The sequence below is a fragment of the Clostridioides sp. ZZV14-6387 genome, from assembly GCF_020657835.1.
In the GTDB taxonomy this organism is placed as follows: Bacteria; Bacillota; Clostridia; order Peptostreptococcales; family Peptostreptococcaceae; genus Clostridioides; species Clostridioides difficile_A.
This window is the reverse complement of the sequence record NZ_JAGWCW010000050.1, coordinates 1-14,018: the sequence shown is the minus strand read 5'-3', so window position 1 is coordinate 14,018 and position 14,018 is coordinate 1. Positions and strand designations below refer to the sequence as shown.

General features: G+C 27.9%; 13 protein-coding genes. 10 read left to right on the top strand and 3 right to left on the bottom strand.

The window, feature by feature from the left end; translation table 11 throughout:
• Window positions 1-223: 223 nt before the first annotated feature.
• From KGF38_RS19520 to KGF38_RS19475, 10 genes are all read left to right on the top strand, one after another.
• Window positions 224-1,783 (top strand): ATP-binding cassette domain-containing protein, encoded by a 1,560-nt coding sequence (locus KGF38_RS19520; RefSeq protein WP_227832649.1) that lies wholly within the window; start codon window positions 224-226, stop codon window positions 1,781-1,783.
• A gap of 355 nt (window positions 1,784-2,138) precedes the next feature.
• Complete coding sequence (locus KGF38_RS19515; RefSeq protein WP_219674354.1) at window positions 2,139-3,674, top strand: glycine betaine ABC transporter substrate-binding protein; 1,536 nt, start codon at window positions 2,139-2,141, stop codon at window positions 3,672-3,674.
• 14 nt (window positions 3,675-3,688) lie between these two features.
• Window positions 3,689-4,450 carry an ABC transporter ATP-binding protein gene (locus KGF38_RS19510; protein ID WP_054270791.1) on the top strand — a complete coding sequence of 254 codons (762 nt, stop codon included), beginning with the start codon at window positions 3,689-3,691 and terminating at the stop codon, window positions 4,448-4,450.
• 122 nt (window positions 4,451-4,572) lie between these two features.
• Window positions 4,573-4,986 (top strand): cupin domain-containing protein, encoded by a 414-nt coding sequence (locus tag KGF38_RS19505; RefSeq protein WP_227832648.1) that lies wholly within the window; start codon window positions 4,573-4,575, stop codon window positions 4,984-4,986.
• A 238-nt stretch (window positions 4,987-5,224) separates the two neighbouring features.
• Window positions 5,225-5,917, top strand: a complete 693-nt coding sequence (locus tag KGF38_RS19500) for a response regulator transcription factor (protein ID WP_227832647.1) — start codon at window positions 5,225-5,227, stop codon at window positions 5,915-5,917.
• A 172-nt stretch (window positions 5,918-6,089) separates the two neighbouring features.
• Window positions 6,090-6,971, top strand: a complete 882-nt coding sequence (locus KGF38_RS19495; RefSeq protein WP_227832646.1) for a sensor histidine kinase — start codon at window positions 6,090-6,092, stop codon at window positions 6,969-6,971.
• 288 nt (window positions 6,972-7,259) lie between these two features.
• Window positions 7,260-7,949 (top strand): ABC transporter ATP-binding protein, encoded by a 690-nt coding sequence (locus tag KGF38_RS19490; protein WP_227832645.1) that lies wholly within the window; start codon window positions 7,260-7,262, stop codon window positions 7,947-7,949.
• Window positions 7,936-10,500 carry an ABC transporter permease gene (locus tag KGF38_RS19485; protein WP_223195689.1) on the top strand — a complete coding sequence of 855 codons (2,565 nt, stop codon included), beginning with the start codon at window positions 7,936-7,938 and terminating at the stop codon, window positions 10,498-10,500. The genes KGF38_RS19490 and KGF38_RS19485 overlap by 14 nt, the downstream gene beginning before the upstream one ends.
• Window positions 10,501-10,704: 204 nt before the next feature.
• Window positions 10,705-11,574 (top strand): helix-turn-helix domain-containing protein, encoded by an 870-nt coding sequence (locus KGF38_RS19480; RefSeq protein ID WP_227832644.1) that lies wholly within the window; start codon window positions 10,705-10,707, stop codon window positions 11,572-11,574.
• A 170-nt stretch (window positions 11,575-11,744) separates the two neighbouring features.
• Entirely contained in the window at window positions 11,745-11,996 is a 252-nt protein-coding gene (locus tag KGF38_RS19475; protein ID WP_054270784.1) for a DUF3781 domain-containing protein, read from the top strand.
• A gap of 135 nt (window positions 11,997-12,131) precedes the next feature.
• Here KGF38_RS19475 and KGF38_RS19470 read toward each other — a convergent pair whose 3' ends face one another.
• From KGF38_RS19470 to KGF38_RS19460, 3 genes are read right to left on the bottom strand one after another with little or no spacing between them, the layout of a single operon-like run.
• A complete protein-coding gene (locus KGF38_RS19470; RefSeq protein ID WP_227832643.1) occupies window positions 12,132-12,782 on the bottom strand; it encodes an NAD(P)H-dependent oxidoreductase in 651 nt (216 codons plus the stop codon).
• On the bottom strand, window positions 12,779-13,282 hold the full coding sequence (locus tag KGF38_RS19465; protein ID WP_227832642.1) for a flavodoxin family protein: 504 nt from the start codon (window positions 13,280-13,282) through the stop codon (window positions 12,779-12,781). The genes KGF38_RS19470 and KGF38_RS19465 overlap by 4 nt, the downstream gene beginning before the upstream one ends.
• A 45-nt stretch (window positions 13,283-13,327) precedes the next feature.
• On the bottom strand, window positions 13,328-13,843 hold the full coding sequence (locus KGF38_RS19460) for a PadR family transcriptional regulator (protein WP_227832641.1): 516 nt from the start codon (window positions 13,841-13,843) through the stop codon (window positions 13,328-13,330).
• Window positions 13,844-14,018: the final 175 nt, after the last annotated feature.

Genomic DNA, 14,018 nt, shown 5'->3' with positions numbered 1-14,018 from the left:
ACCGTAGGAACTACGGGGATAGCCTGTGGAGAATTGGTAAGACATATTTTAGTATGCAAAATTCTATGAAGCAGGAACCCTGTGACTTTAGTCATGGGAGGTTCAGAATGACAAAAGAATATGTGATTATACAGAAAGAGAACTAAAAAAATTTTTATATGGTAAAGCAGAAAAGATTAAAATAGAAAATGCTGGTCAATCAAACATGACATATGAAGGATTAATGGTTAAATTTAATCGTCTATATTTAAGTAAAGAGGGTGAAATATCAGACACTACTAAGAAAAAGTTGAGTAAACTTCTCATAGAAGACAAATGTCCTGTATGTAATGGGAGAAGACTTCATGAAAGAGTGTACAAGTCTTTAATTAATGGCTATAATATAGCAGATTTAACTAGTATGCAAATTGATGAATTAGTTGAAGTTATTAAAAATATAGATAAAGTAGAAGCACAACCTTTACTTAAGGGAATAATAGAAAAATTAAATAGTATAATAGATATAGGTCTTGGATATTTAAGTTTAGATAGAGAGACATCTTCACTATCAGGAGGTGAATCTCAGCGTATAAAGATGGTCAAATATCTGAATAGTAATCTCGTTGATTTAATGTATATCTTTGATGAGCCGAGTGTAGGGCTTCATCCAAGAGATGTATATAAATTAAATAAACTTCTAAAACAATTACGTGATAAAGGAAATACAATTATAGTTGTTGAACATGACCCAGATGTCATTAAGATTGCAGACCACATTGTAGATGTGGGGCCAAAGGCTGGTAAGTATGGTGGAAAAATTGTGTATGAAGGAAGTTATGACAATCTACTTGTAAGTGGAACGGTTACAGGGAATGCCTTAAATAAATCTCTTTCTATTAAAGAAAATGTAAGAGAGCATAGAGGATATTTAGAACTTAAAAACTGCAATACAAACAACTTAAAAAATATATCTATTAAAATACCTAAGAGTGTGTTGACTTTAGTTACAGGAGTAGCAGGTGCAGGTAAAAGCACATTAATTAAGGCTGAATTCTTAAAGCAAAATCCTAATGCTGTACTTATAGACCAAAGTCCTGTATCAGTAAACTCAAGGTCAAGTTTAGCAACATATAGTGGCATTATGAACAATATAAGAAGCGTATTTGCAAAAACAAATGGAGTGAAGGCTTCTTTATTTAGTTCAAACTCAGAGGGGGCTTGTGATAATTGTAAGGGGTCTGGAATAGTAGAAATGAATCTTGCTTTTATGGATAGTATAAAGAACACTTGTAATATTTGTGAAGGCAAAAAATTTAAAAAAGAGGTTTTAGAATATAAATTTCAAGGGAAGAATATAATAGAAGTTCTTGAAATGTCCGTATTAGATGCGATTGAATTTTTTAGTTTAAGACAGATTAAAACAAAATTACAATGTATTGAAAAAATGGGTATTGGATACCTTACTTTAGGGCAAACTCTCGATACATTATCTGGAGGAGAATGTCAAAGATTAAAGCTTGCTAGTGAATTAAATAAGGAAAGCTCAGTATATATATTGGATGAGCCTACAACAGGACTTCATATGGCAGATATTGAAAATTTTATAAGTATAATTGAAGAAATTGTAGATAATGGAAATACAGTTATAATAATTGAACATAATATAGATGTAATTAAAAGAGCAGACTGGATTATTGATATAGGTCCTGAAGGTGGAGCAAAAGGTGGAAAAGTAATATTTGAAGGAACTCCAAAACAATTGTGCAACAATAGAGTATCATTAACAGCAAAATATATAGTATAATAAATAAAATATAATTAATATAATGATATATTAATGAGTAGAATGGGTATATAAAATGATACTTAAACTTAACAGTAGTAAATAATATGAGAAATATTCAAATTTAATTAAATATAGTGTCAGAAATCCGTTTAGATATCAAGCTTTTAACGGTTCTGGCATTTTTTATTATTTTTAGGGAGAATATTGAGAAATTATTCTCCAATAGTTACTTTTTTGTGCCTACTTGCAAGTTTGATATTATAATCTTAACGTGTAATTTATGGAATAATTTATTGATATATTAAAATAAGGGTTATTACTAAATTAAATTTTAAATATTGTTAAGTAAAACTCATAAAAAGGAGTGAGATAAATGATAAATGATATCTTGACATTATTATCTGAGAGAAGTGATTTTTTTATAAAATTATCTATAGAGCATTTGACAATTTCTATTATTTCTATAATAATCGCAATTGTTTTAGGTGGGATAATTGGTATTATTGTAAGTGAATTTCATAGTTCTTCTAAACCTATATTGGGAACTATCAATTTTCTATATACAATTCCATCCATTTCTATGTTAGGATTTCTAATACCATTTTCTGGGATTGGAAATACTACTGCTGTTATTGCCCTTACTATTTATGCACTATTACCTATGGTTAGAAATACATATACTGGAATCACTAACGTAGATAAAAATATCCTTGAAGCAGCTAGAGGGATGGGAAGTACAGACTTTCAGATACTATATAAAATAAAGCTTCCACTAGCTCTACCAGTTATCATGTCTGGTATTAGAAACATGGTCATTATGACAATTGCATTAGCTGGTATTGCCTCGTTTATAGGTGCAGGAGGACTAGGTGTAGCCATATATAGAGGAATCACAACAAATAATACAGTGATGACAATCACTGGAAGTATACTTATCGCTTTATTAGCGTTAGTATTTGATTTTATTTTAGGATTAGTAGAAAGATTTTTTCAAAGAAAAAGAAAAAAGAAAAATAGAAAAAAAGTTTTTGCCATTCTAGGAAGTCTTATTATAGTGCTAGCCATCTTTACATCATACTTCTTTAATTCTTCAAAAACTCAAACTATTCATATTGCTACAAAACCTATGACTGAACAATATATCCTTGGTGAGATGTTGGATATTTTAATTGAAAAGAATACAGGTTTAAAAGTAGAGATTACACAAGGTGTAGGTGGAGGAACGTCTAATATTCAGCCAGCTATGGAAAATGGGGAATTTGATATTTATCCAGAGTATACAGGAACAGGCTGGAATATGGTACTTAAGAAAAATGAATTATATACTGAAGATATGTTTAATAAACTACAATCAGAATACAAAAATAAACTTAAGATGCAATGGACTGGTATGTATGGTTTTTCTAATAGTTATGCATTAGCAGTTAGAAAAGAAGTTGCAGAAAAATATAATTTAAAAAATATATCAGATTTAAAAGAGATATCTTCTAAATTGACGTTTGGAGCAGAGTATGATTTTTATGAGAGAGAGGACGGATATACTCCATTGTGTAATATGTATGGATTAAACTTTAAAAATACAGTTGATTTAGATATTGGATTAAAATATCAAGCTATCAATGAGGGTAAAATTGATGTAATGCCTATATTCACAACTGATGGTCAGTATAGTGTTTCGGACGTTGTAGTTTTAAAAGATGATAAAAACTTCTATCCATCTTATCAATGTGGAAATGTTGTTAGTTCAGAAGTGTTAGAGGAGCATCCAGAGTTATCAAAAGTATTTAAAGTGGTTGAAAATATTTTGACTGATAAAGAAATGGCTAAAATGAATTATGATGTAGAAAACAATAATTTAGAACCTAGAGATGTTGCACGTGAGTTTTTGAATAAAAAAGGTCTTTTATAATTGGAGGAAATATAATGACACCTATTATACAATTTAAAAATATTGAAAAACAATATGATGATAAATCTATAATAAATAATCTTGATTTAGATATAGAAAAAGGAGAATTTCTAACTGTTATTGGTTCATCTGGCTCAGGGAAGACAACACTTTTAAAAATGATTAATGGTTTAATTTTGCCAGATAGAGGAAGTATATTGATAAATCAAACAGATATTAAAAACGAGGATTTAATTAAATTAAGAAGAAAAATAGGATATTGTGTACAGGGAAGTGTTCTTTTTCCTCATATGACTGTTGAAGAAAATATTTCATATGTACCAAATCTTCTCAATAAAAAAAATAAATCAGAAGTGAAAAGTGCTGTAGACAAGTGGATGGGGATAGTAGGCTTACCAAATGATATGAAAGTTCGTTATCCATCGGAATTATCTGGTGGTCAACAACAACGTGTAGGTATTGCAAGAGCTCTAGCTTCTTCTCCAGAAATTTTACTTATGGATGAACCTTTTGGAGCAGTAGATGAGATTACACGAAAGCAATTACAGAAAGAGATAAAAGAAATTCATAAAAAAACAGGAGTTACAATTATATTTATTACACATGATATTTATGAAGCCTTGATTTTAGGTACAAAGACTTTGGTATTAAATCATGGAGTTATTCAACAGTATGACACTCCTAAGAATATTTTAAATTCTCCTGCTAATCAATTTGTGGACCAATTATTGAATATAAGAAAATCTATAATAGATGATGAAGATTTAAAAGAATAGATTTAATGAATAAATATAAATTAAAAGTTAAATTATCCTGATAAAAACTATTGCCTTAGAGTTAACTTCAAGTTGTATACTTAGAGTGTAAAAAAATTAGATTAGGCATAGGGGGATGAGAAATGAGTAGAGAAAAAGATTTAGGTATAGGAGCAGTTTTTCCTATTGGAGAAGAAAATAAAGCATTTGCGCAGTATTTTACAGGAGAATGTTATCTGAATATGCTCACTACTAAGGGTGTGGCAGTTGGTAATGTAACATTTGCACCTTCTACAATAAATTCGTGGCATGTACATCATAAGGGTGGTCAGATTTTACTTGTAACTGGAGGTAGAGGATATTATCAAGAATTTGGAAAGCCAGCTCAGGAATTACATGCAGGTGATGTAGTAAACATACCACCAGAAATAAAGCACTGGCATGGAGCTGCACCTGATAGTTGGTTTCAGCATTTAGCTATAGAGGTGCCAGCTGAAGGTGCTTTCAATGAATGGCTGGAGCCTGTATCTGATGAAGATTATAGTAAACTCAAATAAAAATTTTAGATATGACGTTGAAATAGAGATGATATTAAAAGTAGTAAATATTAATATTTCATATAAAATGTAAATAGCATAGAGTGTATACTGAGTAAATTACTAAATATACACTCTTTTTGTTGTGAATGATAAAAAATTATGCAAAATAGTAGTATTTGAGAAAATAAAATTAGTATAATAAAAGAAACTAAAAGATTAATAATTCAGTATACATATGTAGTTTGGGGGAAATAAAATGGAGACTATAATGGTTGTGGAAGATGATGTCATGCTTAATAATGGTATATGTTTTAACTTGCAAAGTGAAGGCTTTCAAGTTATACCAACATATAATCTAAAGGAAGCAAAAGAAAAGTTTAAGACAGAAAAAATAAATTTAATTATACTAGATGTAAATCTTCCTGATGGAAGTGGATTTGAATTTTGTAAAGATATAAGGAATGATTCAAAGATAGGTGTTCTTTTTTTGACAGCTTGTGATATGGAATCTGATATTGTAAATGGATTTAAGATAGGAGCAGATGATTATATAACAAAACCATTTAGTATAAACATATTAATGCAGAGAATAAAAGCACTGCTTAGAAGATGTGGTAATGAGATACAAGAAAATATTTTAATTGAGGGTGATTTTGAATTTAATTTTGACAAAATGACAGTTAGTAGAAACAATGAAAGTATAGTTTTTTCACCTATAGAATATAAGATTCTAAAACAATTAGTACAACATAAAAATGAAATAGTTACAAGACAAGCATTGATAGATGCAATATGGGATAGCGATAGTGAATATATGGAAGAACATGCACTAACTGTAAATATAAATAGATTGAGAAAACGAATAGACCAAAAAACGTCTAAGCATAAATATATAAGGACTGTCTATGGAATAGGATATATGTGGGCTGGTGAACAAGATGAGAAATAGCAAAACTTCAACGAAAAACTACTATAAAAGTATTTCTATTGTATATTTTATAGTATCTATCTTGACCTTTATAGTTATAAAATCACAAACTAATAAAATCTTGTATATGTATTCTGATTCAATTGATATTATTAAAAATATTGATTGTATTATTTTAATTTTTATAATCTTTATGTTTCTAATATCATTATTTTTTGTATTTAAAATAAGAAGAGATATAGTTGACTTTAGTAATAATATTGTATGTAATATAGATGATTTTATAGCAGGTAATAAAAATATTAAGTTTAATTTAAATGAAGATACTTTAACTGCAAAAGTTCAAAATAAAGTAAAACATATGATAGAGATAATTGAAATTAAAAATAATAAATATGTAGATGAAAAAGAAAATATAAAAACTTTAATATCAGATATATCACATCAAATAAAAATACCAATAGCTAATATATCAATGTATAATGAGACTTTATTGCAAAAAGAATTGGATAGAAAAAATCAAGTATCGTTTTTAGAAAATATGCAAAATCAGGTAAACAAATTAGACTGGTTGGGAAATTCTCTTATAAAAATATCGAGATTAGAAACAGGAATTATATCTTTAAATGTAACTAAAAGCAGAATAAGTGATACTATCGCAAGTGCTTTAAGTGGTGTGTTTTTAAAGCTTGAGGAGAAAAATATATCACTAGAAATTGATTTAGATGATAAGGTAGAGGTTTATCATGATAAAAAGTGGACTGGTGAAGCTCTATTTAATATTATAGAAAATGCAGTCAAATATACGCCTGAAGGTGGTAAGGTAGGAATAAAAGTTGATAAGATGGACATCTTTACTAAGATTATTATAAGTGATACTGGAATAGGTATAGATGAGAGCGATGTAAATAATATATTTAAGAGATTTTATAGAAGTATAGAAGTCACAAATATAGATGGGATAGGAGTAGGGCTGTATTTAGCAAGAGAGATTATAAATAAACAGAGTGGGTTTATAAAAGTCGATTCTCAGAAAAACGTTGGAACTACATTCAATATCTATATGAAAAATTGAGAACAATATTAAAAAGTAAGTGTAATGTTTATAAAAAATTTATATTTAAAATCTTTGGAGATAGTGCATATAGTGTTTGTTAGATAACGCCATATGCACTATTTTTATTTAAATGTCTCAAAACTGTTATAATTGATGTCTAAAATATAACAGTCCTGTGAGGATTAAAAGATGCTTAGATGATAATATTTAAGTAAGAAATTTATTCTAAGTAAAAAAACTTATCAAATTAGAATTTCGGCATACATTTAGGGAACATATTAAAAAAGTTAGTAGGGAGATATGATTATGAGAATACTGGAAACTAAGAATTTAAAAAAATATTATGGAAAAGGTGAAAATATAGTAAAAGCTTTAGATGGAATAGATATAAGTATAAATAGAGGTGAATTTGTCGCAATAGTAGGGACATCAGGAAGTGGAAAAAGTACATTACTACACATGATAGGAGGTCTTGATAGAGCGAGTAGTGGAGAAGTAATTATTGAAAGTAATAATATATTCAATATGGATGATGAAGAGCTTACAATATTTAGAAGACGTAATGTAGGATTTGTATTTCAAAATTATAATTTAGTTCCAATACTAAATGTTTATGAAAATATAGTATTACCAATTGAACTTGATGGATGCAAAGTAGATACTAAATATGTAGATGAAATAATACAAGTTTTAGGGCTTACTCAAAAAGTGGATGATTTACCAAATAATCTATCAGGGGGACAACAACAGAGAGTTGCTATTGCAAGAGCCTTGGCTACAAAACCATCTATAATATTAGCTGATGAGCCAACAGGTAATTTAGATAGTAAAACAGAACAAGATGTATTAGGTCTTTTAAAAGTTACTAGTAGCAAGTTTAGTCAAACTATAATTATGATAACCCATAATGAACAAATTGCTCAAATGGCAGATAGAATTATAAGAATTGAAGATGGAAAAGTTGTAAATAGAGGTGAGACTGATGTTAGAAAATAACAATAAAGAAATCATAAAAAAGTTGAGTGATAGAAGCTTTAAAGCAAATAAAACGAGGAATTTGGTTTCAGTAATTGCGATAGCGTTGACGACAATTTTATTTACATCGTTATTTACAGTAGGATATAGTATGTTAGAAGCTTTTGATAGCTATAAAGCTATGGAATATGGAACAAATAGCCATGTTCAACTTCAGGATGTAAATAAAAGACAGATTGAAATTATAAAAAAAGATAGTTCAGTAGACAAAAACAGTATTGGTATAATGAAGAATATAGGAAGTTTAAAAAATCCAGAGTTTTCAACACAGACGGTAAATTTGGCTGTCTATGATGAAAAAAGTCTTGAAAATGCTGTAAATGTAGAGATGATTGAAGGAAGTTTACCAAAGAATAATGATGAAATAGTTATGCCTATAGAAGTACTAGATATGTTGAAGTTACCTCATAAAATAGGTACTGAAGTAAAGGTGATAATTTCAAAAGTTAAAGATGGAGTATCAACTGATGAAAAAGAAACTTTCAAATTTATATTAAGTGGATATTTTGGATACAAGACAGCCACAGCAATACCTCTACATGATGTATATGCAAGTGAAGCTTTCTATAATAATTATAAGGAAAAAAATGAAGTAGCGGCTACAAGTCTAGTTCTTAATTTCTTAGATGATAATAATTTGCAAGCTAGATTTGATGAATTAATTAAGAAGATTCAACCATATTCAGGAAAAGCAAGCATAAATCCTGTATATCTAAGTAAACAAGGAACCACTTTTAAAGAAATGATTAAAAATATATTACCAATAATATTAATCATAGCACTTATTCTTTTAAGTGGATATTTGTTAATTTACAATATCTTTTATATTTCAGTAGTTAAAGATATAAAATATTATGGCTTATTAAAAACAATAGGAACGTCACCATATCAATTAAAAAAATTGATTATTAAACAAGCTAATAGACTATGTATAGTGGCAATACCAATAGGTCTAGTATTAGGTTTTTTATTGGGGATGATATTTGTTCCTTTGGTTGGTAAATTTATGGATGGATTAAATAGTAACGCATTTGAATATTTTAATCCATTAATATTCGTATTTGCCATTGTGTTTTCATATATAACTGTAAGACTTTCATGTCAAAAACCTGCTAAGATTGTAAGTTCTGTATCACCTATAGATGCAGTGAGATATAGTGACAAAAGTAATAGGGTTAGACGTAAATCTAAAAAAGGGAGAAATGGTTCCAAACTTCATAAAATGGCACTTTCAAATCTATTTAGAAATAAACGTAAAGCAATTTTAGTTTTAGTTTCTATGTCGTTAAGCTCTATAATATTCTTAACTGTATCTGCAATTATAAGTAGCTCTAATCCAGAAAAAGCTGCTGAAGGTATGATGTTAGGAGATATAGAAATACATCATGGTCTTGTTGATTCTGTAAAATTTGAAGAGAATGATATTATTACAATTGATGAAAAATTAATTAAAGATATTAAAAATATAGATGGAGTAAGTAAGGTAAGTAAGTTATACAAAGATTTAAGTTATATAGCTTATGAAGGTGATTTGAAAGATGAGATATTGACTCAAGAAGTAGATACAGAATATAAAAAGCAATTTCTTCAAAATAGAAATCCAGATGAAGATGCAAAGGAAAGAGGATTCTTAACTTCTGATACAATTGGATTATCTTCAGGAGAATTACTAAGTAAATTGTCAAAGAATAATATCATATATTCTGAAAAAAATCCTAAGATATTATCAGGTAATATAGATGAGAAGAAATTTGATGCAGGTGGATATGTGGTAATTAATGGACATAAAGGAAGTAAGATAAAAGCAGGAGACAAAATTAAATTTAAATATTTAAAAGGAAAGAATATAGATGAAGGGTATGTAGATACTGAGTTTAAAGTTATGGCAGTTCTTGATGGAGCAAAGAATTTCCAAATAAGAATGTATATTAATGAAAATGACTTTAAAAATATGGTTGAAAAATCATATATACAAAATCTAATAATAGATGTAAATGGCAATATGAAATCTGTTGAAGGTAAAATAAAAAATTTGAATGAAAAATATAATAATCCCTATACAAAGATTTACTCAAAAAATATTTATGTAGAAGAAGCACGAGAAAGTCAAAAAGTCATAAAAATCGTAGGTATGAGTGCAGTGTTTATAATAGGATTAATTGGAGTGTTAAACTTTATAAATACGATGATAACGAATATAATGTCTCGTAAACAGGAATTTGCAATGATTGAAGCAGTAGGAATGACAAAAACACAGCTTAAGAAAATGATAATACTCGAGGGATTTTATTATGGTGTAATAATAACGATTATAAATCTTATATTTGGAAGCATGGCTACATTTTTAGGATTTAATATTATGAAATTAAGATACTCTGTGTATACCTATCCAGTAGAAGCACTGATAATAAGTGTATTAATAGTATTCTTGATAACATCTATAGTACCTTTGCTGGTTTATCATAATATTTCTAAAGATAGTATTGTTGATAGGATTAGAGAAGCTGAATAAAGTTTATATGGAGTGATTTTGATAAGATTTATATAGAGTATTTTGTAATTTCAAAAACGATATTGAGAGTATCAAAATAAACATGTAAGAGAGGCACTTCAAGTTGAAGTGCTTTTTATGTAGGAAAATAAATCAAAACATTAGCAAATAATGTGAAAAATAAAATAAAATAATATGCTATCGTTAAAATAGGAGGTGTTTCAGGTGGATAATAATTTAATTACTATTGAAAAAGCTTTGGATTATATAGAAATACATCTTTTAGATGAACTGTTGGATTTAGAAGCTATTGCTAAAGAAACTGGATATTCAAAGTACCATTTACATAGAATGTTTACATCCGTTGTAGGCTTTACTGTTCATAATTATATACAAAGACGTAGATTGACTGAAGCAGCAAGAATGCTTATTTTTACAGAAAAGCCGATTATTGAAATCGCTTTAATTTCAGGGTATGATACACAGCGTTCTTTTTCAAAGGGATTTAAAAAGATGTTTAAGTATAGTCCAAATTTTTTTAGGAAACATAAAGACTTCTTACCAATACAATTAAAATTTGATATCAATAATCGGAAAAAGTTACGTGGAGATATGATTTTAGACATTAAAAAAGTCGATTGTACAGATATAAATATTGTTGGGTATTCTGGTAAAGTAAAAAGAGGATTTCATATTATTGGAAAGTGTTGGAGGGATTTGCATAAAAATAAAGAGCTGATAGAAAACAAAGTAGATTTAGATTTCTTAATTGGAGTCAATGATTATAGTGATTTTAAAGAAATTGAAAATACACCTTCATTTACATACATTGCAGGAGCACAAGTATCTTGTTTTGGTAAGTTACCTAATGGAATGGTAAAATTCACACTGCCAAAAAGTAATTATATTGTTTTTACTTTCATTGGAAAAAATGAAGATAGTATGCAAAATGTTGTGGAATATATTTATCGAGAATGGTTTCCTAATTCAAGTTGTCAATTAAATGAAAATAATTTATATGATTTTGTAAAATATGGAGAAAATGTTGATAATAGCGGTTTGAGCGAAATTCAGTTTTGGGTTCCAATTCTTTAAAAAAAGTAACAATATTAAAGTAGAGAAATTCATGTAAAAATAGTTTTATAACTCTATATGTCAATAAGGAATTTATAAACAATAGAAAAAATTACTTTATTATAAGACTATGATAAAATATAATTAAATAATGTATTTAATTTTGTAAAGGGTGAGGTGTTCTAAAACGAATGAATCCAGAAAATGAATTACTTAGAAATCTAGATAAATTACATACAACAGAATTAGGTATGGTAAGAATTAAGAAAAACCTTTCTTTAGAGACAAATGATGTAGTGGGCTGGTGTAAAATTAAAATAGAAGCTCCAAATACTATTATTAATAGAAAGGGAAAGAACTGGTATATAAGTGTAGATAATTGTATTATAACAGTAAATGCTTATAGCTACACAATCATTACAGCTCATAAAGAAAAGAAATGAATTGCAACATATAGAAATCAGGAGTATTTTATGCTATCTATTGTGTAGTAAATATGAACATTATGAAAACCATCAAGATGAAAGGCTTTACTATACTTGATGGTTTTTTTGATATTGTTATACCATTCCATTTTTTTATTTCTTTAGTATATCACTCTTAGTTAAACCATTTGATTTAGCTTGAGGATTCCATTGATAATTACCCATAAATTTATATAGAAATCTAGGAAAATTAGGTGAAATAAAAATATTATTTTTATGAGGATTATCAAGATTTATATTGTCATTAAGTATATTTCTTGATAATTCTTTTAGTGTAATGCCTAATTTTTTCTTAGGACCTTTATCCAAAGGTACAGAAGTCAGTGAGCCAAGCATCTCTCCAGCACCAATCCCAACACCTTGAACCCATATAAAGTTGACCTTTTTACACCAATGTTCTACCATCTGAATTGCCAAATGATTATGTTTACCCTCATAGAATCCACAGTTAACAATTGCATACACTGGAATAGGTTTTTTATTTTGTGTTTTTAAAAACTTTTCACACTCCTCTAAAAAGTGAACTAAATGAGATGGAATCCCATCTACATAAAGAGGAAATGCAATTACCAATCTATCACAATTAAGTATAGAATTAAGAGCATCAGGATATTTAGAAGGGTTATCTACTTTAAATGTAAAAACTTTATTGTCCTTTTGAATAAGTTGTTCTACTTCAGATAAAAAATATTGTGAATTATTTTTATTTACTTTTGGACTACCATTTATCATTGTTATATTCATATAGATTCACCTCTTATATCTTGTATATTTTCATAAAAACAAACAGAGTGTTCTTTCATATTAAAATTTATAGAATTTCCACGTACTAATTTGGTAGCAATATCTTTTTCAGCTTCTGTAATGTGATTTCCATAGAAGATGGCTTTTAAATTTATCTGTTTGCTATATCTACTTTTATGACGCATCATATTATCTTTCATTACAAAGTATGGTAGGATATAGCTAATACTTTTATCAAGTATGTTTTTTACAAAAGGGCTGAATCCTCCATAACAACATCTGCTTATTATAACAAGCCCATCAGATTCATTTATAAGTTTACCAATATTGCTATAATAATCTTTTACAACACATTCAGTAGGTGTTTTAATCCAACAGCCAAAACAGCCAATACACTTGTGAATCTCCTTTGTGTTTGGAAGTATTTTTATATCGTCATCAAGTTTAGGTGATAATTTATCTAATTCTTCTTCAGTTAAATCATGTATTAAAAGTCTCATAAGTCTCATCTCCTTTTATGTATGCTTATTTCTAAAAATTATATCTTACAAATTTTTTAGTAAATCTTTACACCAGTTAATTACAAAATTATAATAGTCAACTCCATAAACCATTGTGGAATACATGTATGCATATTGTTCAATACAATGATTTTTTTCTGCATCAATTTTTTGTTTATTTAGTTTATCTGAGAGTGATTCAACCTCAGCTATAAATAGTTTTAAGTTTGTTTCAATTATTTCTTTAGGTAGATACTTGTAAAAGAATATATTAACAAGATGGTCTTGCTTTGTTTTAGAAAATTTTATCGGTTTTTTTAGCCATTCAAGAAAGTATTCTTTACCTGCATCAGTTATAGAATATATTTTTTTTAATTTGCTACCATAAATAGCTTCATGACAGTGGATATATCCCTTTGTTTCTAATCTTTTAAGTGCTGGATAGATACTGCCAAAACTAGCATCAAAAAAGTATGATGTACTATGTGACATCCATTGCTTTAAGTCGTACCCACTTAATTTTTCTTCCATTAAGAATCCTAAAATAATGTATTCTAACATATTGCCTCCTGATATCAATTAGATATATATCGATTCGATATAAATATTATTACAGATAATAAATATTGTGTCAATATGATTTTTAAAATAAACTTAAAAGGAATTAGGAATTAGGAATTAGGAATTAGGAATTAGGAATTAGGAATTAGGAATTAGGAATTAGGAATTAGGAATT

What these genes read in the sequence shown, in the direction of transcription:
- KGF38_RS19520 (WP_227832649.1), top strand. Translation starts at nt 224, where the DNA reads ATGGTTAAATTTAATCGTCTATATTTAAGTAAAGAGGGTGAAATATCA.
- KGF38_RS19515 (WP_219674354.1), top strand. Translation starts at nt 2,139, where the DNA reads ATGATAAATGATATCTTGACATTATTATCTGAGAGAAGTGATTTTTTT.
- KGF38_RS19510 (WP_054270791.1), top strand. Translation starts at nt 3,689, where the DNA reads ATGACACCTATTATACAATTTAAAAATATTGAAAAACAATATGATGAT.
- KGF38_RS19505 (WP_227832648.1), top strand. Translation starts at nt 4,573, where the DNA reads ATGAGTAGAGAAAAAGATTTAGGTATAGGAGCAGTTTTTCCTATTGGA.
- KGF38_RS19500 (WP_227832647.1), top strand. Translation starts at nt 5,225, where the DNA reads ATGGAGACTATAATGGTTGTGGAAGATGATGTCATGCTTAATAATGGT.
- KGF38_RS19495 (WP_227832646.1), top strand. Translation starts at nt 6,090, where the DNA reads ATGTTTCTAATATCATTATTTTTTGTATTTAAAATAAGAAGAGATATA.
- KGF38_RS19490 (WP_227832645.1), top strand. Translation starts at nt 7,260, where the DNA reads ATGAGAATACTGGAAACTAAGAATTTAAAAAAATATTATGGAAAAGGT.
- KGF38_RS19485 (WP_223195689.1), top strand. Translation starts at nt 7,936, where the DNA reads ATGTTAGAAAATAACAATAAAGAAATCATAAAAAAGTTGAGTGATAGA.
- KGF38_RS19475 (WP_054270784.1), top strand. Translation starts at nt 11,745, where the DNA reads ATGAATCCAGAAAATGAATTACTTAGAAATCTAGATAAATTACATACA.
- KGF38_RS19470 (WP_227832643.1), bottom strand. Translation starts at nt 12,782, where the DNA reads ATGAATATAACAATGATAAATGGTAGTCCAAAAGTAAATAAAAATAAT.
- KGF38_RS19465 (WP_227832642.1), bottom strand. Translation starts at nt 13,282, where the DNA reads ATGAGACTTTTAATACATGATTTAACTGAAGAAGAATTAGATAAATTA.
- KGF38_RS19460 (WP_227832641.1), bottom strand. Translation starts at nt 13,843, where the DNA reads ATGTTAGAATACATTATTTTAGGATTCTTAATGGAAGAAAAATTAAGT.